At 58.9% G+C, this 25,160-nt stretch carries 28 protein-coding genes; 14 read left to right on the top strand and 14 right to left on the bottom strand.

Features of this window, described 5'->3' with window-relative positions; genetic code table 11:
• Positions 1-211: 211 nt before the first annotated feature.
• Together Q1B27_RS01115 and Q1B27_RS01110 are read right to left on the bottom strand one after the other, a co-directional pair.
• The gene (locus Q1B27_RS01115) at positions 212-790 is read right to left on the bottom strand and encodes a hypothetical protein (protein WP_299842375.1); all 579 of its coding nucleotides are present in this window, start codon (positions 788-790) and stop codon (positions 212-214) included.
• Positions 787-2,550, bottom strand: coding sequence for a hypothetical protein (locus tag Q1B27_RS01110; protein WP_299842374.1), 1,764 nt, complete (start codon positions 2,548-2,550; stop codon positions 787-789). Before Q1B27_RS01110 ends, Q1B27_RS01115 begins: the two co-directional genes overlap by 4 nt.
• 245 nt (positions 2,551-2,795) lie before the next feature.
• Here Q1B27_RS01110 and gap point away from each other — a divergent pair, with 245 nt between their 5' ends.
• Both gap and Q1B27_RS01100 read left to right on the top strand, forming a co-directional pair.
• Complete coding sequence (gene gap / locus Q1B27_RS01105; protein ID WP_299842373.1) at positions 2,796-3,797, top strand: type I glyceraldehyde-3-phosphate dehydrogenase; 1,002 nt, start codon at positions 2,796-2,798, stop codon at positions 3,795-3,797.
• A gap of 73 nt (positions 3,798-3,870) precedes the next feature.
• Entirely contained in the window at positions 3,871-4,014 is a 144-nt protein-coding gene (locus Q1B27_RS01100; protein WP_299842372.1) for a hypothetical protein, read from the top strand.
• A 96-nt stretch (positions 4,015-4,110) separates the two neighbouring features.
• On the opposite strand, the gene Q1B27_RS01095 is transcribed toward Q1B27_RS01100, so the two are convergent.
• The 4 genes from Q1B27_RS01095 to Q1B27_RS01080 all read right to left on the bottom strand — a co-directional run bounded on the left by Q1B27_RS01095 (position 4,111) and on the right by Q1B27_RS01080 (position 6,441).
• The gene (locus Q1B27_RS01095; protein ID WP_299842371.1) at positions 4,111-4,464 is read right to left on the bottom strand and encodes a cupin domain-containing protein; all 354 of its coding nucleotides are present in this window, start codon (positions 4,462-4,464) and stop codon (positions 4,111-4,113) included.
• A gap of 14 nt (positions 4,465-4,478) precedes the next feature.
• The gene (gene coaD / locus Q1B27_RS01090) at positions 4,479-4,970 is read right to left on the bottom strand and encodes a pantetheine-phosphate adenylyltransferase (protein WP_299842370.1); all 492 of its coding nucleotides are present in this window, start codon (positions 4,968-4,970) and stop codon (positions 4,479-4,481) included.
• A 79-nt stretch (positions 4,971-5,049) separates the two neighbouring features.
• Complete coding sequence (locus Q1B27_RS01085) at positions 5,050-5,484, bottom strand: CBS domain-containing protein (protein WP_299842369.1); 435 nt, start codon at positions 5,482-5,484, stop codon at positions 5,050-5,052.
• Positions 5,485-5,544: 60 nt separating this feature from the next.
• Positions 5,545-6,441, bottom strand: a complete 897-nt coding sequence (locus tag Q1B27_RS01080; protein ID WP_299842368.1) for a LysR family transcriptional regulator — start codon at positions 6,439-6,441, stop codon at positions 5,545-5,547.
• Positions 6,442-6,556: 115 nt separating this feature from the next.
• Between Q1B27_RS01080 and Q1B27_RS01075 the strand changes: the two genes are divergently transcribed.
• Complete coding sequence (locus tag Q1B27_RS01075; RefSeq protein WP_299842366.1) at positions 6,557-8,056, top strand: CoA-acylating methylmalonate-semialdehyde dehydrogenase; 1,500 nt, start codon at positions 6,557-6,559, stop codon at positions 8,054-8,056.
• Positions 8,057-8,251: 195 nt separating this feature from the next.
• Entirely contained in the window at positions 8,252-8,602 is a 351-nt protein-coding gene (locus Q1B27_RS01070; RefSeq protein WP_299842364.1) for a hypothetical protein, read from the top strand.
• Between the two features lie 97 nt (positions 8,603-8,699).
• Here the strand turns inward: Q1B27_RS01070 and Q1B27_RS01065 are convergent, their stop codons facing one another.
• Positions 8,700-9,380, bottom strand: a complete 681-nt coding sequence (locus Q1B27_RS01065; RefSeq protein WP_299842363.1) for a VPLPA-CTERM sorting domain-containing protein — start codon at positions 9,378-9,380, stop codon at positions 8,700-8,702.
• A gap of 498 nt (positions 9,381-9,878) precedes the next feature.
• Here Q1B27_RS01065 and Q1B27_RS01060 point away from each other — a divergent pair, with 498 nt between their 5' ends.
• The 4 genes from Q1B27_RS01060 (at position 9,879) to mmsB (ending at position 14,279) form a co-directional block, all read left to right on the top strand.
• Positions 9,879-11,009, top strand: a complete 1,131-nt coding sequence (locus Q1B27_RS01060) for a carboxylate-amine ligase (protein WP_299842361.1) — start codon at positions 9,879-9,881, stop codon at positions 11,007-11,009.
• Positions 11,010-11,220: 211 nt separating this feature from the next.
• Positions 11,221-12,363, top strand: coding sequence for an acyl-CoA dehydrogenase family protein (locus Q1B27_RS01055; RefSeq protein ID WP_299842358.1), 1,143 nt, complete (start codon positions 11,221-11,223; stop codon positions 12,361-12,363).
• The gene (locus Q1B27_RS01050; protein ID WP_299842355.1) at positions 12,360-13,403 is read left to right on the top strand and encodes an enoyl-CoA hydratase/isomerase family protein; all 1,044 of its coding nucleotides are present in this window, start codon (positions 12,360-12,362) and stop codon (positions 13,401-13,403) included. The genes Q1B27_RS01055 and Q1B27_RS01050 overlap by 4 nt, the downstream gene beginning before the upstream one ends.
• Positions 13,404-13,406: 3 nt before the next feature.
• A complete protein-coding gene (mmsB, locus tag Q1B27_RS01045; protein ID WP_299842352.1) occupies positions 13,407-14,279 on the top strand; it encodes a 3-hydroxyisobutyrate dehydrogenase in 873 nt (290 codons plus the stop codon).
• 9 nt (positions 14,280-14,288) lie between these two features.
• On the opposite strand, the gene Q1B27_RS01040 is transcribed toward mmsB, so the two are convergent.
• The 4 genes from Q1B27_RS01040 to Q1B27_RS01025 all read right to left on the bottom strand — a co-directional run bounded on the left by Q1B27_RS01040 (position 14,289) and on the right by Q1B27_RS01025 (position 18,512).
• Entirely contained in the window at positions 14,289-14,681 is a 393-nt protein-coding gene (locus tag Q1B27_RS01040; protein WP_299842349.1) for a hypothetical protein, read from the bottom strand.
• Positions 14,682-14,836: 155 nt separating this feature from the next.
• The gene (locus Q1B27_RS01035; protein WP_299842346.1) at positions 14,837-15,625 is read right to left on the bottom strand and encodes a xanthine dehydrogenase family protein subunit M; all 789 of its coding nucleotides are present in this window, start codon (positions 15,623-15,625) and stop codon (positions 14,837-14,839) included.
• Positions 15,626-15,636: 11 nt separating this feature from the next.
• Complete coding sequence (locus Q1B27_RS01030; protein ID WP_299842344.1) at positions 15,637-18,000, bottom strand: xanthine dehydrogenase family protein molybdopterin-binding subunit; 2,364 nt, start codon at positions 17,998-18,000, stop codon at positions 15,637-15,639.
• Between the two features lie 26 nt (positions 18,001-18,026).
• Complete coding sequence (locus Q1B27_RS01025; RefSeq protein WP_299842341.1) at positions 18,027-18,512, bottom strand: (2Fe-2S)-binding protein; 486 nt, start codon at positions 18,510-18,512, stop codon at positions 18,027-18,029.
• 189 nt (positions 18,513-18,701) lie between these two features.
• Here Q1B27_RS01025 and Q1B27_RS01020 point away from each other — a divergent pair, with 189 nt between their 5' ends.
• The 4 genes from Q1B27_RS01020 (at position 18,702) to Q1B27_RS01005 (ending at position 21,445) form a co-directional block, all read left to right on the top strand.
• Positions 18,702-19,043: a metalloregulator ArsR/SmtB family transcription factor gene (locus Q1B27_RS01020; RefSeq protein WP_299842338.1), complete on the top strand. Its 342-nt coding sequence runs from the start codon at positions 18,702-18,704 to the stop codon at positions 19,041-19,043.
• The gene (locus Q1B27_RS01015) at positions 19,040-19,471 is read left to right on the top strand and encodes an SRPBCC domain-containing protein (protein ID WP_299842332.1); all 432 of its coding nucleotides are present in this window, start codon (positions 19,040-19,042) and stop codon (positions 19,469-19,471) included. The genes Q1B27_RS01020 and Q1B27_RS01015 overlap by 4 nt, the downstream gene beginning before the upstream one ends.
• A 108-nt stretch (positions 19,472-19,579) precedes the next feature.
• Positions 19,580-20,728 carry a Xaa-Pro peptidase family protein gene (locus Q1B27_RS01010; protein WP_299842330.1) on the top strand — a complete coding sequence of 383 codons (1,149 nt, stop codon included), beginning with the start codon at positions 19,580-19,582 and terminating at the stop codon, positions 20,726-20,728.
• A gap of 36 nt (positions 20,729-20,764) precedes the next feature.
• Positions 20,765-21,445, top strand: coding sequence for a M48 family metallopeptidase (locus Q1B27_RS01005; protein WP_299842328.1), 681 nt, complete (start codon positions 20,765-20,767; stop codon positions 21,443-21,445).
• A 69-nt stretch (positions 21,446-21,514) separates the two neighbouring features.
• On the opposite strand, the gene Q1B27_RS01000 is transcribed toward Q1B27_RS01005, so the two are convergent.
• Genes Q1B27_RS01000 through Q1B27_RS00990 form a run of 3 tightly spaced genes read right to left on the bottom strand, consistent with a single transcriptional unit; the run spans position 21,515 to position 23,926 of the window.
• A complete protein-coding gene (locus tag Q1B27_RS01000) occupies positions 21,515-22,060 on the bottom strand; it encodes an RSP_2648 family PIN domain-containing protein (RefSeq protein ID WP_299842326.1) in 546 nt (181 codons plus the stop codon).
• Complete coding sequence (locus Q1B27_RS00995; RefSeq protein ID WP_299842323.1) at positions 22,057-23,253, bottom strand: RSP_2647 family RNA methyltransferase; 1,197 nt, start codon at positions 23,251-23,253, stop codon at positions 22,057-22,059. Before Q1B27_RS00995 ends, Q1B27_RS01000 begins: the two co-directional genes overlap by 4 nt.
• A 37-nt stretch (positions 23,254-23,290) precedes the next feature.
• The gene (locus Q1B27_RS00990; protein ID WP_299842321.1) at positions 23,291-23,926 is read right to left on the bottom strand and encodes a DUF6778 family protein; all 636 of its coding nucleotides are present in this window, start codon (positions 23,924-23,926) and stop codon (positions 23,291-23,293) included.
• Between the two features lie 257 nt (positions 23,927-24,183).
• Between Q1B27_RS00990 and Q1B27_RS00985 the strand changes: the two genes are divergently transcribed.
• Both Q1B27_RS00985 and Q1B27_RS00980 read left to right on the top strand, forming a co-directional pair.
• Positions 24,184-24,825 (top strand): keto-deoxy-phosphogluconate aldolase, encoded by a 642-nt coding sequence (locus Q1B27_RS00985; RefSeq protein ID WP_299842318.1) that lies wholly within the window; start codon positions 24,184-24,186, stop codon positions 24,823-24,825.
• Between the two features lie 152 nt (positions 24,826-24,977).
• Positions 24,978-25,148, top strand: coding sequence for a hypothetical protein (locus Q1B27_RS00980; RefSeq protein WP_299842315.1), 171 nt, complete (start codon positions 24,978-24,980; stop codon positions 25,146-25,148).
• The last annotated feature ends 12 nt before the right edge of the window (positions 25,149-25,160 follow it).

Raw genomic sequence — 25,160 nt, 5'->3', positions numbered from 1 at the left:
GCAAGAGCCCGGCCATCCGCTTGGTCGGGTTCAGATGCGTCACAACACATAATTAGATCAATGCGAATAATGCTTCCGCCCGACGGAATCGGTGAGTGGATAAACACATTATCAGGAAGCAAATTCTCGCCCGCCGCCCCACAACACGTAAAACCAACGTCATATCCGGCACAGCACCACGCCAAAGCCATGTGTCGGTCTTTGCTAGATTCTAAGCCTCCAGGGCGTCGACCCTGGCAGTATCTTTCTGCATTGTCAGCAAGTTACCCGACATCTCGACCCGAGGCAGCTTAGCGTCCACCACCTTCACTTTCTCCACCTTCACCACCACCTTGGGCTGAAGATACCCGGCTGAAACCCTGGTGATCGTGCGGTCCACAACCGTCAGCGCCACGCCCGACGCTTCTACCTTCAATGTAACCGGCAGCGCGATGGTACGGATATCCAGCATTTCCCCCAGGCTCACGCGAATTTCCGGTTTGTGTGAAACCTTGAGCGTGTGACTGGCCAGTGCGGCAACCCTTGGTTTGCCATCCATCGGGCCCTCTTCACCGGTCAGCGCCACAATGCTCTTGGCCCCGTACCACCCCTTCAGCAGCGCATCCAGAACCGAGATCGACAGCGCGCTTTCCACTGCATCCGCCACGCTTTTCTGCAAGGTGCCGGCGTCCAGCCCGACGCCTGTCAACCGCACGCCGGAATCGCCGTATTTGAGCGCGGATTTCACAGCCTCGACAACGTTATTGAATTCCGCGGGTGGTATGCTTTCGGCGATTGTCTGATTGGTCATGGCGCTGCATCCTCCAATGTTTCCTCGAATTCCAAAGCGACCTTGCCCCGCGACCCCGGCTCGACCGTCAACATCAGGCCCGGCAAATCGGCGCCTGCAACTTCGACTGAAGGGGCAGGATCGGGCACCGCCACAACACGCAGCGTGGGAGGGGCTTTTGATATGTCAGATGGCCGCGATTTCGCTTTTCGGATCAGCCCGGCCACGCCAAGCAACAGAACCAGACCCAACCCGGCGGGCACGACCCACCATTGCAATCCAGCGCGCGGCACCACCGGCAGAGGAGATACCGCCCCAGGTCTTCGATCAGCGCTTGCCAGCGCCAATTTCGCCGGCACCTCGGCCCGGCCCGGTGGCGGCACGGGTGTATAGCTCCACCCCGGATCCGCCACTGGTATCGGAGACAGCGCAAGATCACCGATCCAGATGACGGGCACGTGCACACGGACTCGCACCAATTCAAGCCGCTGCCGTGGGACGGTACGCCGCCCGCTCTCGGCCCAAAAGGTCACGAGCGTGCGCGCACCCGGCGCGGGCATGCTCAGCATGAAGGTGACCGGGCGTCCAACATAGTCCCGCGCGCCACGCTCAAGCGATTGAGTATCCTCATAAAATACCCGCGCTTCCTGAGTGCCACTGATGCTGGCCGTCACCATAATCTGCGCGTCTTCGCTTTCGATCCGATTGCCCAGCATCCCCTCAGCGCTCAGCTCAAGCCGCAGCGCCTCTGGCCGCGACAGCACGACGCGCGCTTGCGTCAGAGGTCTGTTTTTGCTTCGATCCAGCGCCAGAAAGGTGACCTGACGGGTGGTCCCTTCGGCAACAGGCACCGTAAAGAACAAATCCTGCGACCGGTTTTGCACCTCTTCCGCCATTACCCCATCGACCAGCATTCGGACCCAGGTAACCGCACCGGTCCGGCGCGGATCAAGGACGCTGACGCGGATCGTGCCCGTTTCGTCCAGAACTTCCGCAGGGGCGTCGACCTGCAAAGCGATCAGATCAAGGGCCACCTGAGTCTCAAGCTCCTGCGCGATCTGGGGCCAGCTGAAAGGCGTTGCAATACCTGCTTCCGCGATGGCCCGGCACGTGTTGGGGCCCGCCAAACCGTCGATGCCCCCGCCGTATCGGTTCAGGGCCGCAAGGCTGCGCTGGACGGACTGTACCAGTGACACGCTGACATCATCAGCAGCCCCGCAAGCCGGTACTCGGCGCACGGCCAAAGGCACAATGGCCGAAGCGTTTCTGCGCCTGTCCCAGGCCTGAACAGTCACCGCTATCGGTCGGTAATGGGGCGCAAGCGGCACGCCAGCCTCAAAGACATCTTGGCCCGTGGCCCGCATGGTCACCTGCCGGTTTCCGATCGTCACTACAGCCCGGTCAATCCCGCTGCTATCGGTAATCTTCGCCCGGACAAGCGCCGCCCTGCTTCGGCTCTGGAATACGGACCTGTCCAGCGAGACAACCGGCCCCACCCGGTCGGCGGCCTGTACGTCATCGGGCGCGCCTGGGGTATTATCGCCGCGCGGCTGTTGGACATCGTCATTAGGCACTACAGGAGGATCACGAGGGGGCTGCGCCATCTGATCCAGCATCTGCTGCAACACCCCCTCAATCAGGGGGTTCACAATCTGACGGCCTTGATCGGCGGCCCCGGTCTGCCGGGTTCCGGAATTCTGGGCTTGCGCCACTGTGGGCGCAGGCATCACGGCAAAGATCAGCGCGATCCAAAGGACCGCAGAGCACCAGACGGCTCGCATAGGAAATCACTCTGTTTCAATTCAGGTCCAAAGGACCACTTCAACTATGGCGTGCATGATAGCATCAAAACAGTCATCGTGCCACATCTCCCCCGGTTACCAGCCGTTAGCGCAACCAGATCAACCATTGCCAAACCGTGGACAGTGTTTATCGCTAACACGCGAAATTTAGGTGATTTTCGCCTTTCAGGGCCTATCCCGCCCGTCTATATCGCAGGCAAGAAACCGCATCAGAGGAACCTGCCATGACCATCAAAGTCGGCATCAATGGCTTTGGCCGCATCGGTCGCTGCACATTGGCTCATATCGCACAGAGCACCCGCGACGATATCGAAGTCGTCAAAGTCAACGCGACCGGCCCGCTGGAAACAGCCGCGCATCTGATCAAGTATGACAGCGTGCATGGCCGCTTTGCCAATGAGATCACCCTGGGCGATGGCACGATGGATCTGGGCAAGGGTCCGATGCAGATGTTCTCGACCTATGACATGGACGAGCTGGACTGGTCCGGTGTCGATGTCGTGCTGGAATGTACCGGCAAGTTCAACGATGGCGAAAAGGCCAAGAAGCACTTTGAGCGCGGTGCCAAGAAGGTGCTGCTGTCGGCGCCCGGCAAGAACGTCGACCGCACGGTCGTGTTCGGCGTCAATGACGGCGATCTTCAGGCGGGCGAGAACATGATCTCGAACGGGTCATGCACCACCAACTGTCTGGCCCCGGTCGCCAAGGTACTGCACGAAGGCATCGGCATCGAAAGCGGCATCATGACCACGATCCACGCCTATACCGGTGACCAGCCCACGCTGGACCGCCGCCACAAGGATCTTTACCGCGCCCGCGCCGCCGCCATGTCGATGATCCCGACCTCGACCGGTGCTGCCAAAGCATTGGGCGAGGTGCTGCCGGCACTGAAAGGCAAGCTGGACGGCTCGGCCATCCGCGTACCCACACCGAACGTGTCGGCAGTGGACCTGACTTTCGTTGCCAAGAAAGACGTGACCGAAGCGGATGTGAACGAGGTTGTCGCCGCGGCAGCCGCCGGGCCGCTCAAGGGTGTGCTGGGTTACGATCCCGAACCCAAGGTCTCGATCGACTTCAACCACACCGAGGAAAGCTCGATCTTTGCGCCAGAACAGACCAAAGTGATCGGCAACCGCCTGGTGCGTATTCTGGCCTGGTATGACAATGAATGGGGCTTTTCCTGCCGCATGGCAGATGTCGCCGTGCTGATGGGCAAACTGGGTTAACCCCTGAATTCTTGCGTAAATTCGTCCCGTCCGGCATACCGGGCGGGACATTTCGTTTCGCGGGCAGGACCAGATGACCAATCAGATCGCCGTAGTGCTGGGTTGCATCATCCTGATCGCGCTTGGCATCGACTGGTACAGCTACGACTGGGCAGGCACGCTCTTTCTCAGTCGCAAACTGGCCGACCTAATCGAATGGCTAGCCTTTTGGCGCTAAGACCTCAGCACCCAGCCACCGCGTCAATCTTTTTTGTGTAAATGGTCAATCGTGCGAAACTGCGCCCGCCCTGCCCAGGAAACTCTGGCAGATGGATCAGCTATAGACCAGCATCACGATCGCGCCGTGCTTGCTACCACCGGTATGCATCACACCCGGCGCTCGGATCGCAAAATCACCGGGGCCATAGGTGTTTTCCTGATCATAGAACGTACCCTCGATGACATAGATCTGTTCGGTCTCGTCATGGGCGTGGGACGGTGCCAGCGCACCGGGCTCGACCTTCATCAACCAGGTCCGCTGAGCCGATGCGGTGTCCTCATATAGCGGTTTGATCAGGAACCCTTCGGTGCCGGTTTCCTGCCACGCGGCCTCTTGCGTGCGGCGCACCAGTGTCTCGGCCTTGGGACGCGGCAGCGCCGGGGCGGAATTCCTGAAAATTTCAGCCATCAGGTTCCCTCCAATCAGGAATAGCTGCGCAACAAGGCGTCCTTCACGGCGGGCGTCACGAATTTGGTGATGTCCCCGCCAAGCCGCGCGATTTCCTTAACCAGTTTCGAAGCAATCGCCTGATGGTTGGCATCCGCCATCAGGAATACCGTCTCTACTGACGCATCCATAGACCGGTTCATCCCAACCATCTGAAACTCATATTCAAAATCGGCTACCGCCCGCAGGCCACGCACGATCATCTGCGCGCCCACGTCACGGGCACACTGGATCAGCAGGTTCTCGAACGGATGCACCACGATCTCGGTCCCGGTCTGTGCTGACAAGGCCTTGCACTCTGCCTCAATCATCGCCACGCGCTCTTCTAGCGAAAATAGCGGGCCCTTGTCACGGTTGATCGCCACGCCAATGACCAGCCTGTCGACCAGAACGGCGGCGCGGCGGATGATGTCGATATGGCCCAGGGTAATCGGGTCGAACGTGCCGGGGTAAAGGCCGATGCGCATGGGCAGATTCCTTGAAATATGGCGTCGGGCGGCACGCAATAATACTGTGGCCCGGAATGCAAGTGGTTAATGAAAGCCGCTAATGCCCCATGATCATGCCCTGCAGGGCATCTTTCTCCATCGCCAGTTCCTGAAGCCGCGCCTTGACCACATCGCCGATCGTCACGATCCCCACCAATTTGCCATCGAACACGACCGGCATATGGCGGAAACGGCCATCGGTCATGCGCGTCAGAACCGCATCGGACGTGTCCTGCTTGGAGCAGCAAACCGGATTGCGCGTCATCAAATCCTCAACCTTGTCATTCATGCAGCTGGCCCCGCGCATCGCCAGCGACCGAACGATATCGCGCTCGGACAGGATGCCATCGGCACTGTCCCCGTCCTGTGACACAACCAGACCACCAATCCGCTTTTCCGCCAGAATGCTTGCTGCCTCGGAAACCAGCATGCCGGGTTTAATGGTGATAACGCCCTCATCGCCCTTGGATTTAAGGATTTGTTGCACCAGCATGGCAGGCCTCCGCTATAAATTGTTTCGCTTCCCCGAGGTTCCCGCATGAGCACCCCCCTGTCAAGTGAGCGCCTCGAGTCGCGCTACCTCGTGCCGCATGCCGTCGACAAGCGCCGTGGCGAAACGGTTCAACCGCTCCAGCCGCCGGTCATCCGCATGACGCACCAGGTAAAAGCTTCGCGTCAGGCTGACCTGATCGGGCAGGATCTTCTGCAAACCGCGCGTCCAGGGAATGGCAAAATCATGTACGATGCCGATGCCACTGCCCTGTCGCACCCAGTTGATCTGCACCGAGACCGAATTCGAGGCCAGATTGACCCGCTCGACCTCGGTTTCACTCAGGTAATCCAGTTCCTTGTCGAAAATCATGTCCTGGATATAGCCCACGATCCGGTGCCCCTTGAGGTCCGCCAGTGACGTGATTGGCGGATATTTCTTCAGGTATTTCTTCGACGCCGCCAGATGCAGCTTGTAATCCGCGATCTTCTGAACCGTCAGGCGCCCGGCGTTGGGCGGGCTGACCGCCACTACCATATCCGCCTCGCGCCGGGTCAGGTTGAACACCCGCGGCAGGGCCACCAGCTGAATATCCAGATCGGGATTATCGTCGGCAATCCGCTCACAGACCTGCGGCAGCAGAAAATTTGCCGACCCGTCCGGCGCACCGATTCTGATTTGTCCGCTCAGGCTACCGGTCGTGCCCCGCATCTCCTCGGCGGCATCTTCCATCGCCTGTTCGACCCGCACCGCATGCCCCATCAATCGCTGGCCCGCATCGGTCAGCGCATAGCCCGTGGGCGATTTGGCGAAAAGCGGCGCGCCGTAGGACGCCTCCAGCCGGGCAATCCGCCGCCCCACCGTCGCCGGATCGACCTTCAAAACCCGACCCGCCGCAGACAGGCTTTCGCGTCGCGCCACCGCCAGAAATATCTTCAGATCATCCCATTGCGTGTCCATCGCGCGATCCTTTCACCAGGGGCTTTGCATTTTTGCAAATCTCTTTTGGAACATTGCCCCTTTTACAATGAAAATTGCAACGCTACCCTGCGCGCAACTTTAGAGGAGGACCGAAATGCAAGAACTGACGCACTTTCTGAACGGCGAACAGACCAAAGGCACGTCCGGCCGGTTTGACGATGTGTTCAACCCCGCCACCGGCGAGGTCCAATCGAAATGCCCGATGGCCAACGTGGCCGAGACCACAAAGGCGATCGAAGACGCCGCCGCGGCGCAAGTCGCCTGGGGCGCCACGAACCCGCAGAAACGCGCCCGCGTGATGATGGCGATGGTCGGCCTGATGAACCGCGACATGGACAAGCTTGCCGAAGCGCTCAGCCGCGAACATGGCAAGACCATCCCCGACGCCAAGGGTGATCTGCAACGCGGTCTCGAAGTGGTCGAATACTGCATCGGCGCACCGCAGATGCTGAAAGGCGAGTACACCGATGACGCCGGCCCCGGCATCGACATGTATTCCATGCGTCAGCCGCTGGGTGTTGTCGCCTCGATCATGCCCTTCAACTTCCCCGCCATGATGCCGCTCTGGCATGTGGGCCCGGCGCTCGCCTGTGGCAATGCCGTTGTGCTGAAGCCGTCCGAACGTGACCCCTCGGTGCCACTGATGCTGGCCGAGCTTTTCGTCGAGGCCGGTCTGCCCAAGGGTGTCTTCCAGGTCGTCAACGGCGACAAGGAAGCCGTGGATACCCTGCTTGATCACGACATCATCGGTGGTGTCTCTTTCGTGGGCTCGACCCCGGTCGCGCAATATATCTACAGCCGCGCCACCGCCAACGGCAAACGTGCGCAATGCTTTGGCGGCGCCAAGAACCACCTGATCGTCATGCCCGACGCCGATATCGATCAGGCCGCCGACGCGCTGATCGGTGCCGGTTTCGGCGCGGCGGGCGAACGCTGCATGGCCGTGTCTGTCGCCGTGCCCGTGGGCGATGAAACTGCCGACCGTCTGATCGACGCGCTGGTGCCGCGCATCGAAAAACTGCGCGTGGCCCCCTATACCGATGGCAATGATGTCGATTTCGGCCCGGTCGTGACCGCCGCCGCCAAGCAACGCATCATGGGCCTGATCCAGTCCGGCGTCGACCAGGGCGCGAAACTGGTGGTCGATAACCGCGATTTCAAACTGCAAGGGTATGAGAACGGCTTCTTCGTCGGCCCACACCTCTTTGACCACGTCACGCCCGACATGGATATCTACAAGCAGGAAATCTTTGGCCCGGTCCTCAGCACCGTGCGCGCAGGTTCCTATGAAGAGGCGATCAGCCTGGCGCTCGACCACGAATACGGCAACGGCACCGCGATCTATACCCGCGACGGTGACACTGCCCGCGACTTTGCCCACCGTATCAATATCGGCATGGTCGGCATCAACGTGCCGATCCCCGTGCCGCTGGCCTACCATACTTTCGGCGGCTGGAAGAAATCCATGTTCGGCGACCTGAACCAGCATGGCCCGGATTCCTTCAAATTCTACACCCGCACCAAGACCGTGACCGCCCGCTGGCCATCGGGCATCAAGGAAGGCGGAGAATTCAACTTCAAAGCAATGGACTGATCCCGGATCACCCAATGGCTTTGCGCGATCTGCGCCCGAAAACCACCTCGGATTTTCCGGCCATCGCGCCTTAACCCAAAGCGTCCGCCCCCGGCGGGCGCTTTTCCTTTTGCGGCATCGGTTAGTCAGGTTCTTAACACAATTTCGTCCCATTCGTTACCTAGCCTTAACGCTGACGCAACATGGGGATGTCGCATGATTAAACTGTTTGGCAGCAAACAGGCGCAACAGGATTTGCACGCGCCGGAACTGGAGAAACGCTACACGCGATTTGCACACACGCATACGCGCGCGCCGGTGCAGCCTGTGGCGCACACGGCTCAGCACCCCTGCCAGAGCGCCCCGGCCCGGCCGAAACGCCCGGCGCCATCCGCTCCGCAGGAACCGGCCCAGCCGGCAAGTCTGGCCGATCAGCTTCATTCGGAAGGGCAGATTTCGGTGTCCTTGCTTCGGCACGCCCTGCCCTCGCGCTTTGCCGAAATGGATGCCCAAACGCGCGAGCTGGCCAAAAGCAACCGCGCTGAACTTCTGTCACCGCCCCGCTGACAGGCCCAAGCGTCTCAAGCCCCGGCATTCAGACAAAATAAAACCCGAAGGCCAGATCAGCCTCCGGGTTTGAATGTGTGACCACGGATTAAGTGGTTCAGGCTTTCTTGCGGCGACGCAACGCGCCCAGACCGCCAAGCGCGCCCAGCATCAGCCAACCCGCTGCGGGCAGTGGCACGACCCCGCCATTGGGGTCGTCATATTCCACCGTAACGCTTTTCAGTTTCCAGCTGTCTTTGTTGCCAAATGACGCAACCGCGAAAACGTTGGTCCTGAGCCCGGCAAACCCTGTGAAAGGGTTATGGTTGAAAAGCTGATACGCGGCGGAATAGCTGTCGCCAACGCCGATAGCGCCGTCACCCGAAGCATCTGTCAGAATGCGGAAATAATCCCACGCATCGTAGTAGCCGAACGAGATCGACTTGATCAGAACCGACTGGGTAAAGGAAATCTGGATGAAGTCATCCCAGCCGTTGCCATCGACGGTGTGGCTGCCGTCGCCACGCGAGTTCAGGACACCTGCACCACCATAATAGCGACCGATGCGGCCATCGACGACCGTACCGCTGGTAATTTTGCCATTGCGCCCCGAAACCTTTGAGAAGGATTTGGCATCGAAATTGCCGGTCAGGCTACCCTGCGTCATGGAGAACGACGATGGCAGGCTGTCATAGTTGCCGCGGTCAGACCCTTGCAGATCAAAGGTGACTGTTGCCGCATTTGCACCGGCTGCGAAGAAACCAATCGCAGCTGCGGTAATCAAGGTAGTGAATCTCATCACTGGTTAACCCTTTCACATACATATCTATTTGCGCGACGCAGAACCTGAAATTCTCTGAAAGCCCAGCGTGCAGTGGTGTCGCATTTCCTGAAAAATTTAATAACTGAATTTCCCCTCAGAGGCCATGCACCAAAACGCCTTTGGTTGTCTTTCCAGCGCGACACAGCGTCCCGGAAATGGAAACAAATCGCGCCATTCATGGTTAACGGCTTTGTTTTATTGGTCGATCGCGATCATTAGCGGTAAATCAGGAAAACATCAGCGATTAGTCATTTTTTTCAAGGGCATATCGTATTTCCGGTCAAACTGCGGCGAACCACCCCTCCTGCAATCGAATTTATGGGCATCAAGGGCGAATCACTAACCTCCGGCACAGATTGATATTCGGACGATCCAACAGGGACCGATCCCGCGCACCTTCGTCATGAAACCCTATCGCTTGCCAAACAAGAAACCGCGGGGCATCCTGAGCGAAACTCTGTGCGGGAGGGGCGCTTGGCATCAGACACTGATTTCACCATTGGCATCGAAGAAGAATACCTTCTGGTTGACCGCGACAGCCTGGCATTGGCCGAGGCCCCGCCCGAGCTGATGGAAGCCTGCAAAAGCAAGCTCGAAGATCAGGTCAGCCCGGAATTCCTGAATTGCCAGATCGAGATTGGCACCAAGGTCTGCAAGAACGTGGCCGAGGCGCGCGAGGATCTCCGGTATCTGCGCAGCTGCGTTTCGGAAAACGCCGCCAAGTTCAACCTCGCCCCCATCGCCGCGTCGTGTCATCCGTTCTCGGACTGGCGCGATCAACACCATACCGACAAGGAACGGTACAACGATCTGTCGCATGATCTGGCGGGTGTCGTCCGCCGTATGCTGATCTGCGGTATGCATGTGCATGTCGGCATCGAAAACCGTGATCGCCGCACCGACCTGATCAATCAGTTGACCTATTTCCTGCCGCACACGCTGGCGCTCTCGTGTTCCTCGCCCTATTGGCAGGGCCGCGACACCGGCCTCGACAGCTACCGCCTGACAGTTTTCGACAACCTGCCTCGAACCGGCCTGCCCCCGCGCATGGAAAGCTTTGGGGAATTCGAACGTTCGGTCAACGTGCTCACCGATCTCGGCGTGATCGAGGACAGTTCGAAAGTCTGGTGGGATCTGCGCCCCTCCTCGAAATTCCCCACCATCGAATCCCGTATCTGCGACGTCCAGCCCCGGATGGAGCATACGCTGACCCTGGCTGCTCTGGTTCAGGCCCTGACACGGATGCTGTGGCGGCTGGCGAAAAAGAACCAGCGCTGGCGCATTTACGACGCGTTTCTGGTGTCTGAAAACCGCTGGCGTGCACAGCGCTACGGGATTCGCGAGGGGCTGATCGACTTTGGCCGCAGCGAGATCGTGCCCGCTGCCGAACTGTTCGAGGAAATCCTGGAATTGATCGAAGAGGATGCACGGTTCTTCGAATCCGTATCCGAACTGGAACGCATTCGCGACATCATGCGCACCGGGACCAGTTCCACCCGCCAGCGCCGCGCCTATGAAGATGCGATCCAGGCCGGGGATGACCATGATCATGCCCTGCAGGCCGTCGTCCGCCATCTGGTCGAAGAATTCCACGCCGATCTCTGATTGCGCGCCATTCCCTGCGTGCGCTCTGTTAAGGCCCACAAAGCCGGTGCAAAATACCGACGTAATACCGACGTTTTACCGACGTGATACAGCCCCCCGGATTTGCCTTGTTAACCTGGGCTTTGCGGGTGATTCTCGCAGTGCTTGCAAAACTCCTGCAACATTTGGTAATTAAACGCGTGTTCAATTACTGGCGCTGAAGGAAGATTCGATGGATTTTGCCCTGACAGAAGAACAGACCGCGATTTTCGACATGGCCTATGCCTTTGGCCAGGACAATATCGCGCCTTACGCGCGCGATTGGGAAAAGCAGGGCACCATCCCGAAAGAGCTTTGGCCGCAGATCGCCGAGCTTGGATTTGGCGGGCTCTACGTGTCCGAAGAAACCGGCGGATCGGGCCTCACCCGGCTGGACGCAACGCTGGTTTTCGAAGCACTGTCAATGGCTTGCCCCTCGGTAGCGGCGTTTCTGTCGATCCATAACATGTGCGCCAAGATGCTCGACACCTTCGCCAGTGACGAGATGAAGGCGCGGCTGATGCCCGACATTCTCAGCATGAAAACCGTCCTCTCCTACTGTCTCACCGAACCCGGCTCCGGTTCGGACGCCGCGGCCCTCAAGACCCGCGCCGAGCGTACCAACGAAGGCTACACCCTCAACGGCACCAAGGCGTTCATCTCGGGCGGCGGCTATTCCGACGCCTATGTCGTCATGGTCCGCACCGGCGAAGACGGCCCCAAGGGCATCTCCACCGTCTATGTCGAGGATGGCACCAAGGGCCTCAGCTTTGGCGCCCTTGAAGACAAAATGGGCTGGCGCTCGCAACCCACCGCGCAGGTGCAATTTGATGATTGCCAGATCGGTGCCGACAACCTTGTGGGCGAAGAAGAAAAAGGCTTCAAATACGCCATGGCGGGGCTGGATGGGGGGCGTCTCAACATCTCGTCCTGCTCGCTTGGCGCGGCCCAGACCGCCCTCACGATGACGCTGCAATATATGGGTGAACGCAAGGCATTCGGCCGATCCATCGACCAGTTCCAGGCCCTGCAATTCCGCCTCGCGGATATGGAGATCGAGTTGCAGGCCGCCCGCACCTTCCTGCGCCAGGCCGCTTGGAAACTGGACAGCGGCGCGCCCGACGCCACCAAGTTCTGCGCCATGGCCAAACGCTTCGTGACCGAGACCGGATCGAAAGTAGTCAACCAGTGCCTGCAACTGCATGGCGGCTATGGCTACCTTGCCGATTACGGTATCGAAAAACTGGTCCGCGACCTGCGCGTTCATGAAATCTTAGAGGGCACAAACGAAATTATGCGCCTGATCGTCGCGCGCCAATTGCTGGCGGATCAATGAGCGATATTTCCGTTCGCAAATCCGGTCACGCAGGCCGCATCACCTTGACCCGCCCGAAGGCGCTCAATGCTGTCACCTACGAGATGTGTCAGGCAATCGAGGCCGCTCTGGATGCGTGGCAAGACGATGATGACATTGCATTGGTGATCATCGACGCCGAAGGCGACAAGGCTTTCAGCGCCGGTGGCGACATTCAGAAACTCTATGAAACCGGTCGCGCAGGCGACTTTGGCTATGGGCAGACATTCTGGGCCGATGAATACCGCCTGAACGCTAAAATCCATGAATATTCAAAACCTTACGTGTCTTTCATGCAGGGCTTTACCATGGGTGGCGGCGTAGGTGTGTCCTGTCACGGCTCGCACCGGATCGTGTGTGAAAACAGCCAGATCGCCATGCCTGAATGCGGCATCGGTCTGGTGCCGGATGTGGGCGGGTCGTTGATGCTGGCGCAGGCGCCGGGTCGGTTGGGTGAATACCTCGGAATGACCTGCGCCCGCATGGGGCCCGCCGATGCAATTTTTGTCGGTTTCGCAGATACTTACATCCCCGCCGAGGATTGGTCCGCGCTGATCCAGCGGCTTGAGGAAACGGGTGATATCAACGCCATAGGCGCCTTGGCCCAGGACGCTCCCACCGGATCGCTGGCAGCTCAGCAGGCACAGATTGACGCGCTTTTCGGCGGCGACTCCCTGATAGATATCCTCAACGCCCTGCGCGCCGATGACAGCGACTTTGCCACCGCAACACTCAAGGCCTTGTCGCGCAACTCTCCCCTGTCGATGGCCTGCGCCGTCGAGATGACCCACCGTCTGCGCCGCCCCGGCACCACCATACGCGACGCGCTGGAACTGGAATATCGTTTCACCTATCGTGCGATGGAACATGGCGATTTCCTCGAAGGTATCCGCGCGGCGGTGATCGACAAGGACCGCAGCCCCAATTGGCAGCATGATCTGGACAACCCACCGGCGCTGGCCGCCACAAAGATGCTGATGCCGCTGGGCGAACACAAACTGACATTCGATGCGAAAGGATAAGCCATGAAAATCGGATTTATCGGACTGGGCAACATGGGCGGCCCGATGGCGGCAAACCTTGCCAACGCCGGACACGAGGTCACCGGCTTTGACATGGCGGATGTCTCGATTGAAGGAGTCAGCACGGCCGCCAGTGCCGCAGAGGCTGCAACGGGTCGCGACGTCGTGATCACCATGCTGCCCAACGGTCAGATCCTGCGCGCGGTCGCGGATCAGGTCATTCCGGTGATGCAGCAAGGCGCGGTGCTGCTCGATTGTTCGACCGTGGATGTGGAAAGCGCCCGAGCGGTCGCCGAACAGGCGCAAGCGGCTGGACTTTCAGCACTGGATGCGCCGGTTTCCGGCGGCGTCGGCGGGGCGCAGGGTGGTACGCTTACCTTCATGGTCGGCGGTGACGATGCTGGCTTTAATACTGCCAAGGAACTTTTTGAAATCATGGGCCAAAAAGCGGTTCACTGCGGCCCTTCGGGCAATGGTCAGGCCGCCAAGATCTGCAACAACATGATCCTCGGCGCCACCATGATCGTCACCTGCGAGGCTTTCGCCCTTGCCGACAAGCTGGGGCTTGACCGGCAGGCGATGTTCGATGTGGTCAGCACCTCCTCGGGTTATTCCTGGTCGATGAACGCCTATTGCCCCGCCCCCGGGATCGGCCCGCAAAGCCCTGCGGACAATGATTACAAACCCGGCTTTGCCGCTGATCTGATGCTCAAGGATCTGCGTCTGGCGCAGCAGGCCGCCAAGGCGGCGGATGCCGACACGCCGCTGGGCAAAGCCGCGCGTGATCTTTACGCGAAATTTGTCGAGGAAGAAGACGGCGCGGGCCGCGATTTCAGCGCCATGTTGCCGCGATTCAGCGCACGCGGTCACGGATAAAACAGCGGATCAGGCGGCCCCCCGGTCGCCTCTCCACCACTTCAGCGCATCAAGACAGTCAAACGCCAGCGACACCAGGTCGACCAGCAACAACAAGATCAGGAAATTCCGATATATATCGGGCAGTTCCGCGCCACTGCTCAGCAGGTTGATCAAAAAGATCACAAGCGGCGTCCAGATCAACAGATGTGGCAAGGCCATCGCCCGCGAAAATCCGTGATCCCGCATCATGATAACAAGGTTCGGCGCCATCCCTCCAACGGCCAGGGTTGCCACCATGACGCCCTGAAATTCTGATAGAAAAAGCAACGGCGACAGATTGACCGGCACCAAGATAGCCGCCACCCAAATCTGCACCCAGACAGGCAATCTCCGAAAACTCTGCCAGATATCAACAATCATCAATTGCTCCGCCCCCAAACGGAAAACGCGAGCGTATTGTAAAAGCCGCCCCGAAGTTGCGCCACGAGACTATCGCCGCTCAGAACATCCGGCCAGTGTTTCTGGTCGTGACGTAACGGTAAGGGCGGCAAAAAACGATGCCGCCCTTCCTGAATTCAGGCCGCGGCGACCGCACGTTTGGTCATGACACCGACAAGATGCGCACGATAGTCGCCCGAACCATGCAGGTCGCTGATCATGCCATCACCGGACACCGACAGCCCGTCAATCGCACCGGCCGAAAAATCCGCGCTCAACGCCGCTTCGGCTTCGGACCAGCGGAACACACCCTCTTCGGACGCACCGGTCACGGCCACACGCACGCCATCGCCGTATTTCGCGACAAATACCCCTACCAAAGCAAACCGCGAGGCGGGTTGTTCGAACTTCATGTAGGCAGCCTTTTCCGGCACAGGGAACTTCACCTCGGTGATGATTTCACCTTCCTCAAGGACCGTGGCAAACAGCCCGTCAAAGAAGTCATCGGCCGCGATCTCGCGCGTATTCGTAACCACTGTCGCGCCCGAGCCCAGAACGCCTGCGGGATAACAGGCGGACGGGTCGTTATTGGCCAGCGATCCGCCGATCGTGCCCCGGTTACGCACCGCCGGATCGCCGATATTGCCTGCTAACCCGGCAAGCGCCGGATAGGCTCCGGCACCGGCGGCCACATCGGCATGGGTCGTTGTCCCTCCAATGCACAAAGCGCCGTCGTCACCGGTACAAATACCCTTGATTTCATCAATGGCCCCAAGGCTCACCAGCCGATCAGGCATCGCCAGGCGCTGCTTGAGCGTGGGGATCAGGGTCTGACCACCACCCAGCGGTTGCGACTCGACCGAGTCACTCAGCAGTTTGACCGCATCGGCCAGGCGGGTCGGGCGTTCAATGTCAAATGCATACATCGTTTTTCTCCTTACCCTTGCATTGCCTGCCACACGCGCGACGGCGAAAGTGGCATGTCGATATGGGTAACACCGTGACCCGCGCGTTGCAGCGCGTCCACCACGGCATTGACCACCGCAGGCGGTGATCCGATCGCCCCGGCCTCGCCACAGCCCTTCACCCCTAGCGGGTTATGCGTACATGGCGTCTGACAGGAATGATCGACGACGTAGAACGGCACATCGTCTGCGCGCGGCATGGCATAGTCCATGTAGGAACCGCTAAGCAACTGACCGCTTTCGTCATAGACGCAGGATTCGAGCAGCGCCTGCCCGATCCCTTGCCCGATCCCACCATGGACCTGACCATCGACAATCATCGGGTTGACGATATTGCCGAAATCATCCGCCGCCGAGAACCGTTCGATAGTGACCTTGCCGGTATCCGGGTCGACCTCAACCTCGCAGGCATAGGCACCTGCCGGATAGGTGAAGTTTGCCGGATCGTAAAACGCGGTTTCCTCCAGCCCCGGCTCGATCTCTTCCAGTGGATAGTTATGCGGCACGTAAGCCGCCAGGGTCACATCGCCCCAAGCCACCGATTTATCGGTGCCCGCGACGCTGAACTGACCGTCCTTCAGCTCGATATCGGCATCAGCGGCTTCCATAAGGTGAGCCGCGATCTTCTTGGCCTTGTTGATAATCTTTTCGGTCGCGCGCACCATGGCGCTACCGCCCACTGCCAATGAGCGAGAGCCATAGGTGCCCATGCCCATTGGAGTATTTGCAGTATCGCCATGTTCGATCTCGATCATGCTGGCATCAATTCCGATCATATCGGCCACCACCTGTGGAAAGGCCGTTTCATGCCCCTGCCCGTGGCTGTGGCTGCCGGTCATAACCGTGATCCCGCCGGTGGCGTTGACCCGAACAGTGGCACTTTCATAAAGCCCCGCGCGCGCGCCCAATTGCCCCACGAGGTTCGATGGTGCGATGCCACACGCCTCGATATAGCAATTGATCCCAAGGCCCCGCAGCTTGCCCTTTGCCTGCGATTCAGCCAGCCGCGCGTCAAAGCCACTGAGATCGGCGATCTCTTCCAGCTTATCCATCGTGGCCACGTAATCACCGGTGTCATATTCGACCGCGACCGGGGTGGCATAGGGGAATTCGGTCACAAAATTCTGCCGTCTCAATGCAATAGGATCGACACCCAATTCCCGCGCCGCCTTGTCGATGACCCGCTCCAACTGGAAGGTCGCCTCGGGGCGGCCCGCGCCGCGATAGGCATCGACCGGCACGGTATTGGTAAAGACCGCCTTGACGTTCACATAGATCAGCGGCGTCTTGTAATTGCCCGCCATCAGCGTGCCGTGCAGCCAGGTCGGGACCGATGGCGCAAAGGTGCTCAGATAGGCGCCCATATTGGCGTGGGTATCGGTGCGCAAAGCGGTGAAGTTGTTATCCGCATCCAGCGCCAATTCGATCTTAGTAACGTGGTCACGGCCATGGGCGTCAGTCATGAACGCCTCGGACCGCGAACTTGTCCACTTGACCGGGCGGTTCAGTGCCTTGGCAGCAAAGGTGCAAAACGCCTCTTCCGCGTAGTGGAAGATTTTCGAACCGAAACCGCCGCCCACATCGGGCGCCACCACCCGCAACTTGTGTTCGGGAATGCCCAGCACAAAGGCGCCCATCAACAGACGGATCACATGCGGGTTCTGGCTGGTGGTGTAAAGCGTGCTGTCATCGGTGCCACGGTTATAATCCCCCACGGCCACGCGCGGCTCCATCGGGTTGGCGACCAGCCGCTGATTGACCAGTTCCAGCGTTGTCACATGCGCGGCATTGGCAAAGGCCTCATCCACCGCGCCCTTGTTTTCCTCGACAAACCCCCAGTCGTAGCAAAGGTTCGAGGTCAGATCGTCATGTACCTTGGGCGCGCCATCTTCCAGCGCGGCCTTCATGTCGATCACCGCTGGGAGGTCGTCGATGTCAACTTCGATGGCCTCGGCAGCGTCGCGCGCCTGTTCGCGGGTTTCAGCCACGATGGCGGCAATCGGGTCGCCGACATGGCGCACCTTGCCCTGGGCCAGCACCGGATGCGCCGGTTCCTGCATCACTTCACCGTGGCGGTCGGTCACCTGCCAACCGCAGGGCAATCCGCCCACCTCGGCGAAATCGGCACCGGTAAAGATGCGCAACACGCCCGGCATACCGTCAGCGGCGGATGTGTCCACACTGTTGAGTGTCCCGTGCGCCACGTCCGAGCGCAGGAAATGCACATAGGCCTGTCCACGTAGATTAATGTCATCGGTATAGTTTCCGACCCCTGTCAGAAACCTTACGTCTTCGCGGCGCGCTGTGGCGGCGCCAATGCCTCCATCTGCTGGCATATTATATCCTCCCGTAAAGCGGCGCGTTATTCCGCGGCAATTCCTGAAACGTCCTGACCGGCGGCGGCCATGATCGCTTTGATAATGTTATGGTAACCAGTGCAGCGGCAAATATTACCCTCAAGATAATCTCTGATCTCGGCTTCGCTGGGGTTCGGGTTTTCAGACAACAACGCTGCCGCACTCATCACCATGCCGGGTGTACAGAATCCACATTGCAACCCGTGGTGATCCTGAAACGCCTGCTGGATGGTGCCAAGCGAACCATCGTCATTCGCCATCCCTTCGATGGTTCTGACATCGGCACCTTCGGCCTCGGCGGCGAACATCGTGCAGGCCTTCACGGCCTTGCCATCCACATGCACCACGCAGGCACCGCACTGGCTGGTATCACAGCCGACATGTGTTCCCGTCAAACTTAAATTTTCGCGTAGGAATTCAACAAGCAATGTGCGGCCTTCAACCTCTCCGGACGCAGACTTGCCATTCACGGTCATGCTGACCTGTGACATCGGCACCTCCCAGTTTTGTTTTGTCTATGCGCCGAAGATAAGCACGCATGTCGCGTTATGGGAAGGAAGATTTCCCGCAACCTGCCCCTCCCCCGACTAAAGTCGTATCTTGCAGCGGCGGTCATGGGTTCGGAATCCTTCATTCATCCTTTTGGTTGATTGATTGGCTTTGAAATGTTATTCACCCATATGGTTGAACAAGAATCACATGACCCACTGACCGATCTCCTCAAGGCCGCCAGCGACCCCACGCGACGGTCGATCCTGACGCTTCTGGCACAGCACGGGCCGCAACGGGTGACCAGCCTCGCCGGACATTTCGACATGAGCCTCAATTCCGTGTCCAAACACATCAAGGTGCTGGAGCGGGCCGGGCTGGTGGCGCGCCGGACCGAATGGCGTGAACATCTGATCGAAGTGCAGATGGCCCCGCTTCAGGAAATCGACCGGTGGTTTGCCGATCTTCGTTCAATCTGGGCGCAGCGACTTGAGGCGCTCGATCATCTGCTCACTCAGGAGACTGCCAAATGACCGTTACCGATACTGATCTTTCCCTCACCGTTACCCGCACCATCGCGGCCCCGCCCGAACGCGTGTTCGACGCCTGGCTTGATCCGGAAATGCTGATGCGTTTCATGCAGCCCGGCCCCGGCATGACCACCCCACAGGCAACAACCGACGCCAAAATAGGCGGCCGGTTCGACCTGATCATGAAAAAAGACGACGATGAAATGCCCCATGGCGGCGTCTACAAGGTCATCGACCGCCCCAATCGTATTGTGTTTTCGTGGGAATCGCCTTTCTCGGTCGACGGCAGCACCGTTACGCTTGATTTCCGGCCCGAAGGCGACGGCACCCATGTCACCCTCACCCATATCCGTTTCCCCAACGAAGAAAGCCGTGACAATCACGAGGGCGGCTGGACCGCCATTCTGGCTCGACTGGCCGAGATCGCCTGAACCACCACACTGGTAGGCAGGTATTTTATTATGCCAGCCTGCCATTCATTTCTCTTGCCAAAGCTGCCGCCGCGCGATTGAGTTTTCCGAACCAGATCGGAGACCTCAATGCCGCTTCATTTCGACACCGCCGAATACACCGCCCGTCAGGCCCGTGCCACGCAAGCTGTGGCAGATGCCGGGCTTGACGCGCTGATCATGTTTGCGCCCGAAAGCCATTTCTGGATTTGCGGCTATGATACCTTTGGCTTTGCCATGTTCCAGGCGATGGTCGTGACGGCGAATGGCGATCTACACCTGCTGACCCGCCTGCCCGATCTGCGCCAAGCGCAACTGACCTCCACCCTTTCGGATGATGAAATCCATATCTGGACCGAGGTCGAAGGCGCCAAACCGGTTCAGGACCTGATCAAGCTGCTTGAACGGCTTGGTGTCGCGAGCGGGCGGCTGGGATTTGAATCCAACACCTCGGGCCTCACGGATTTCAACGGCCAGATGCTTCGCAGCGCCCTGCCTGACCTGATCGACGCGTCCGAGTTGATCCGCCACTTGCGCCGCCTCAAATCCCCTGCCGAGATCGACATGCACCGCAAGGCAGCCGCGCTTTCGGACGATGCAATGGATGCTGGCCTGGCCGTTACCCGTGCGGGCGCGTTCGAGGGCGCTATTCTGGCCGAGATGCAGGGCGCCGTGTTCAAGGGCGGTGGCGATTATGCCGGGAATGAGTTCATTCTAGGCTCGGGTCCCGGCGCGCTGCTCTGCCGCTACTATTCGGGCCGCCGCCATTTGGACGCGCAGGATCAGATCACCTGGGAATGGTCGGGCGCCTATGCCCGCTATCACGCGGCCATGATGCGAACCGTGGTGATTGGCGAACCTAATGACTGGCAGCGCCACATGCACACCGCTTGTGTCGAGGCGCTGGAAGCCTGCGAAGCAGCGATCCGCCCCGGGGACCCGATGGGAAATGTCTTTGACGCTCATGCCAGGGTGTTCGATGCCGCCGGGCTCAACCACGCCCGTTCGCAGGCCTGCGGCTATGCGATGGGTGCGATCTACAATCCGATCTGGGTGGATTTTCCGATGTTCTATCACGGCAACCCCCTGATCATGCAGGAAAACCAGGTGTTCTTCCTGCACATGATCCTGATGGATAGCGAAGCAGGCCTTGCCATGTGCTATGGCCATTCTGTTCTGGTAACCGCCAACGGTGTCGAGCGATTGTCCCGTCAACCGCTGGACCTGCTGATCAGGTAACTTGCCCGCGCAGGCGCCCTACCCCATATAAGGCATATGCTGAAATTCACGCCCATCATACTGGCAATCGCCTATGCCCTGGCCATGTACCGGTTTTCTGTCTGGCGCACTCGGCGCGAACTTGACAGCCGCTCGACCGAACTGGCTGATCCCATGCTCAAGGTCATGACCGACCGGCTGGCCAAGGCGCTCGATCTGCCGCGGATCAAAGTCCATATCTACGAGATTGATCCGGTGAACGGCCTCGCCGCCCCCGATGGGCGCATCTTTATCACCCGAGGCTTCTACCGGAAATTCCAGAACGGAGAGGTGACGGCGGATGAAATGGCATCCGTGATCGCCCATGAACTGGGGCATGTCGCGCTCGGCCATTCGCGCCGGCGGATGATCGACTTTTCCGGTCAGAACGCGCTGCGCACGGCGCTCGCGATGATCCTCAGTCGCTTTCTGCCCGGCATCGGCGTCTGGATCGCCAACGGGCTGACCACGCTTTTGGCAGCCCGTCTGTCGCGCTCGGATGAATACGAGGCCGACGAATACGCCGCCGCACTGTTAACGAAAGCCGGGATCGGCACCGCCCCGCAAAAATCGCTCTTCAACAAGCTCGAAGCTCTGACCCAATCGCGCTCCGGTGCCGCCCCGGCCTGGCTCATGAGCCACCCCAAAACGAATGAGCGTATTGCAGCGATCGAAAAACTCGAAACACGGTGGCAGTAACGTACGCGTTGTCAGTGCTGTGAGGTTGATCATGGCCTGAGCTGCGCAATAGAACAGGTGAAACCTCAGTCAGCCTCGGGATAGCGCTTTTCCAAGCCTCGGAAGCCGCGCTTTCTTGAGCAACGCGCGCATTTCCCATGTCTTACCGGAAAGGCGGCTTGCCTCGTCCAGAACGTTATGTGCGACGCTGGCCACAAGTTCCGGCTGCGCCTGCCAGATACCCTGCAGAAACCCATCCGGGTCGGCCCGGTTCAGCCCTTCCTCAGCCAGAATGTTACGCGGGAAATCCTTTGCGTTCATCGTCAGAACGATATCTGCCGATCCCGCAATTGCCGCAGCCAACACATGAATGTCAGCAGGATCTGGCAACCACAATCGCGCCTCAAGCGATGACGCATAGCTCACCTCGGCCTCGGGCCATTGCGTTTTCAGAAGAACCGCCTCGCTTTGCGCCTGTGTCACGCCCTGCGGTCCAAGTTTCTCAGCCGCACGCAGCCATTCCTCGATTATTCGTGCCGACCAGATTGGTGTGAACGCGCCCATACGGGCCACGCCCAGGATCATCTGGCGCATGACCGTTGGATAAATCACGCAGGTATCCAGCAAAACTTTCACAGCCGGTAAAACAGCGCTTTGAGATACCCGCTTTCCGCCAACTGCGGATGTGTCGGGTGGTCAGGACCTGCCGCACCTGTGTGGATAAGCTGACCCGCGCGCCCTGCCCGCCCGATACCGCGGGTCGATGCCGCACGAAACCGCGTCAACTCCACCGCATGGGAACACGAACAAAGCCCCAGATAGCCACCCTCAGCAACCAGCGGTGCCGCCAGACGCGCGACCCTCTCATAGGCGCGCAATCCAGCCTCCAAGGCTTTCTTTGACGGCGCAAAGGCAGGCGGGTCGCAGATAACGACGTCGAATTGTTCCCCTTCACCGGCCAAGGCTGCAAGCACATCAAATGCGTCGCCTTTGCGGGAGGCGAACTTTTCGGCCATCTCCATGCGTTCAGCACCTTCGGTCGCCAGGGCCAGTGCCGCCTCTGATCCATCGACGGCCAAAGCCGTTTTTGCCCCTCCCGCCAGCATCGCCAACGAGAAGCCTCCAACATGTGAGAATACATCCAAGACCCGCGCGTCCTGCGCCAGTTTCGCAGCAAAAGAATGGTTGGACCGCTGATCATAAAACAATCCGGTCTTCTGGCCACCGGTCAGATCGGCCATATAGGTCGCCCCGTTCATCGGTACGGCAAGCGGCGTATCAGGCGCTTGGCCCAACAAAACGGCGCTGACTTCGTCCAGCCCCTCCAATCCCCGCGCCCGACCCGAAGCGTTCTTGAGCACGCTTGAAACGCCGGTCACCTCTGCCAGAGCCCTAGTCAGTTGCGGCAATAACAATTCTGCCCAGGCGGCATTGGGCTGGATCACGGCGACATCACCGAAACGGTCGATCACCACACCTGGCAACCCGTCGGCCTCGGCATGGACCAATCGGTAGAATGGTGCCGTATACAGCCGTTCACGCAGAGCCAATGCGCGACCGAGCGTTGCCACCAACCAGTTTTCATCAATTGTGGCGTTTACGTCCCGTGTCAGCACACGTGCCATGATACGCGATACCGGATTGACGGCGACCAATGCCAACGGCTTGCGCTCGGCATCTTCCAGCACAGCAATTGCGCCGGGTTTCAAGGCCTTGGTGCGCCGGTCAGTCACCAATTCATTGTCATATATCCATGGAAACCCGTGGCGGATCGCCTGGGGTCTCACTTTGGGTCTTAGTCGGATAACGGGTAAGGAGGGCAAGGTCATACCGCCCCCTTAGAAGGTTTCGGCCGCGTCGAAAAGATTACATTTGATTGATTGCACCTATCAGACCCAGTTTTGCAGGCTTATAACCCTCGGATTGCGTCAACTCTGCCTGGATTACATCCGCCAGATGGTCTGTGATGCGAGATTTTTGCGTAATTCCGACCCGTTCGGCCGCGATCGCCTCACCGCCGCCAAGGGCTTTGAAATCCGCCTTTATATTTCGCGGGGCGCCCAAAGCTTCAAGCGTCTCGGGGTTTCGCAAAATGATGGTAAATTGCAGCGCGTGGACACCGCCCACCGTATAGCGCGCTTTTTCCGACAAGGCGTGAAAACGCGTCACCTGAGCATCCAAAACCACAGGCACAGCCCCCTTTGACACCCGGCTGATGCCCTGCTGCATCGCGGTTTCAAAGATTGCCTTTACCTGCGCATGACGGTCACCCACAGGATCACCACGCCATACGATATCACCGCCCGGATAGTACATATTCGCCTCGGAAACCTTCAGTGTTTCCGGCACCACCACCCGAACGGCCTGAATATCAATTGATCGTGGCATGACATCAGCGCCATCGCCCGAATAGGATGCATTGCGTGTCGCCGTCTCAACCGATGCACAGGCCGACAAAGCCCCGGCCACCAAGACCAACAGAAATTTCCTGAAACTGCTCATTTTGCCCTCCTGACCTTCTGGCCATTTTTCATTGCGTCCTTTGGTGGGCAGTGATTGCGGCTTGGATAGGGCAGTACCGGCACTAAAACATGGTTAATACGCGGCAAATTCTGCCCTGGTGAGTGAAGTTGAACCCCTAATGCAACACTTCAAAAAGAAACGCCTTTCCAAACGGTTACGGATTGACGCAGGTCGGGTAGCCGCCAAGTAATCCGATTGTGAGCGGGGGCATTCACGATACTGAACTGGAATACTGAATGCAGACCAAACTGGCCTCGGACACGATCGAGATGATCTGCCGCACGTCGCCCATCATTACCACACCAACACTCGACAACACTACCCTTGCCGCACCGTTGGCACGCGCGCTGACCAAGGGACGGTTACCAGTGATCGAAATTTCGATACGCGGACGCAACGCAGCAGACGTGATACGCGAGATGTCGCAAGTGCCCGATGCGATTGTCGGCGCTGGTATGATACTGTCCCCCGATGATGTACGCATTGCCCGGGATGCCGGTGCCAAATTCTGTTCAACGCCCGGTATTACAGACCCCTTACTGCGCTATTTTGATGGGATCGAAGTGCCGTTACTCCCCGGTGTATCCACCCCTACCGAAGCTATGCATCTGCTCAGCCGGGGTTACACGGTGTTGAATTTCTTTCCCGGTGGATCGACCAATGCCCTGTCGACCCTAAAAGCCATGCAGCATGCTATTCCACAGTTAAAGTTCAGTGTTTCAGGTGACATGCGCAAAGAAGACGCAACCGATTACACCGGGCTGCAGAACGTACTCAATGTGGCCTCTGATTTTGTTACACCGGTTGAGTTGTTAGAAACCCGCGACTGGGATCGCGTCACCCAGCTGGCCCGCGACGCTTCGCGACTGAAATTCTGATGTAAAAGCGCGCTCAACGGATTATCACGGACAATCCTGGTTGTTCGGAATTGATTGTTTCCACCACCACACGAACAGCCTCATTCAAACCAATTTCTGCCAAATTCATCTGTAACTATTAGTGCCAGCTGCTCTTTACCTGGTTGTTAGTAATGGATATTTTTATACTCCTGATGTTTGTGCTGTGCGCGATGGGTATCCTGGCCATCTGCTCAATTGAGCCGGTGCGCCGCACGTTCCTGGAAGGCATGGCAATCACCGTGCTCTTCGGTTTCTCGCTTATCGTGGCTGTGGTGATCTATTTGGGCTTTCAGGCGATCTAGAAACACCGAAGA

Origin of the sequence: uncultured Roseovarius sp. (genome assembly GCF_947489715.1) — a bacterium.
In the GTDB taxonomy this organism is placed as follows: domain Bacteria; phylum Pseudomonadota; class Alphaproteobacteria; order Rhodobacterales; family Rhodobacteraceae; genus Roseovarius.
Note: the sequence above shows the minus strand (reverse complement) of the source record. Positions and strands in the feature narration are given on the sequence as shown.

Bases quoted from the DNA above. Each gene is read 5' to 3' on its own strand.
- Q1B27_RS01040 (WP_299842349.1), bottom strand. From the start codon at position 14,681: ATGATTGTTGATATCTGGCAGAGTTTTCGGAGATTGCCTGTCTGGGTG.
- Q1B27_RS01070 (WP_299842364.1), top strand. From the start codon at position 8,252: ATGATTAAACTGTTTGGCAGCAAACAGGCGCAACAGGATTTGCACGCG.
- Q1B27_RS01015 (WP_299842332.1), top strand. From the start codon at position 19,040: ATGACCGTTACCGATACTGATCTTTCCCTCACCGTTACCCGCACCATC.
- Q1B27_RS01080 (WP_299842368.1), bottom strand. From the start codon at position 6,441: ATGGACACGCAATGGGATGATCTGAAGATATTTCTGGCGGTGGCGCGA.
- Q1B27_RS01010 (WP_299842330.1), top strand. From the start codon at position 19,580: ATGCCGCTTCATTTCGACACCGCCGAATACACCGCCCGTCAGGCCCGT.
- Q1B27_RS01095 (WP_299842371.1), bottom strand. From the start codon at position 4,464: ATGGCTGAAATTTTCAGGAATTCCGCCCCGGCGCTGCCGCGTCCCAAG.
- Q1B27_RS00980 (WP_299842315.1), top strand. From the start codon at position 24,978: ATGGATATTTTTATACTCCTGATGTTTGTGCTGTGCGCGATGGGTATC.
- gap (WP_299842373.1), top strand. From the start codon at position 2,796: ATGACCATCAAAGTCGGCATCAATGGCTTTGGCCGCATCGGTCGCTGC.
- Q1B27_RS01020 (WP_299842338.1), top strand. From the start codon at position 18,702: ATGGTTGAACAAGAATCACATGACCCACTGACCGATCTCCTCAAGGCC.
- Q1B27_RS01035 (WP_299842346.1), bottom strand. From the start codon at position 15,625: ATGTATGCATTTGACATTGAACGCCCGACCCGCCTGGCCGATGCGGTC.
- Q1B27_RS00990 (WP_299842321.1), bottom strand. From the start codon at position 23,926: ATGAGCAGTTTCAGGAAATTTCTGTTGGTCTTGGTGGCCGGGGCTTTG.
- Q1B27_RS01050 (WP_299842355.1), top strand. From the start codon at position 12,360: ATGAGCGATATTTCCGTTCGCAAATCCGGTCACGCAGGCCGCATCACC.
- Q1B27_RS01025 (WP_299842341.1), bottom strand. From the start codon at position 18,512: ATGTCACAGGTCAGCATGACCGTGAATGGCAAGTCTGCGTCCGGAGAG.
- Q1B27_RS01110 (WP_299842374.1), bottom strand. From the start codon at position 2,550: ATGCGAGCCGTCTGGTGCTCTGCGGTCCTTTGGATCGCGCTGATCTTT.
- Q1B27_RS01055 (WP_299842358.1), top strand. From the start codon at position 11,221: ATGGATTTTGCCCTGACAGAAGAACAGACCGCGATTTTCGACATGGCC.
- mmsB (WP_299842352.1), top strand. From the start codon at position 13,407: ATGAAAATCGGATTTATCGGACTGGGCAACATGGGCGGCCCGATGGCG.
- Q1B27_RS01030 (WP_299842344.1), bottom strand. From the start codon at position 18,000: ATGCCAGCAGATGGAGGCATTGGCGCCGCCACAGCGCGCCGCGAAGAC.
- Q1B27_RS00995 (WP_299842323.1), bottom strand. From the start codon at position 23,253: ATGACCTTGCCCTCCTTACCCGTTATCCGACTAAGACCCAAAGTGAGA.
- Q1B27_RS01075 (WP_299842366.1), top strand. From the start codon at position 6,557: ATGCAAGAACTGACGCACTTTCTGAACGGCGAACAGACCAAAGGCACG.
- Q1B27_RS01100 (WP_299842372.1), top strand. From the start codon at position 3,871: ATGACCAATCAGATCGCCGTAGTGCTGGGTTGCATCATCCTGATCGCG.
- Q1B27_RS01065 (WP_299842363.1), bottom strand. From the start codon at position 9,380: ATGAGATTCACTACCTTGATTACCGCAGCTGCGATTGGTTTCTTCGCA.
- coaD (WP_299842370.1), bottom strand. From the start codon at position 4,970: ATGCGCATCGGCCTTTACCCCGGCACGTTCGACCCGATTACCCTGGGC.
- Q1B27_RS01115 (WP_299842375.1), bottom strand. From the start codon at position 790: ATGACCAATCAGACAATCGCCGAAAGCATACCACCCGCGGAATTCAAT.
- Q1B27_RS01085 (WP_299842369.1), bottom strand. From the start codon at position 5,484: ATGCTGGTGCAACAAATCCTTAAATCCAAGGGCGATGAGGGCGTTATC.
- Q1B27_RS01005 (WP_299842328.1), top strand. From the start codon at position 20,765: ATGCTGAAATTCACGCCCATCATACTGGCAATCGCCTATGCCCTGGCC.
- Q1B27_RS00985 (WP_299842318.1), top strand. From the start codon at position 24,184: ATGCAGACCAAACTGGCCTCGGACACGATCGAGATGATCTGCCGCACG.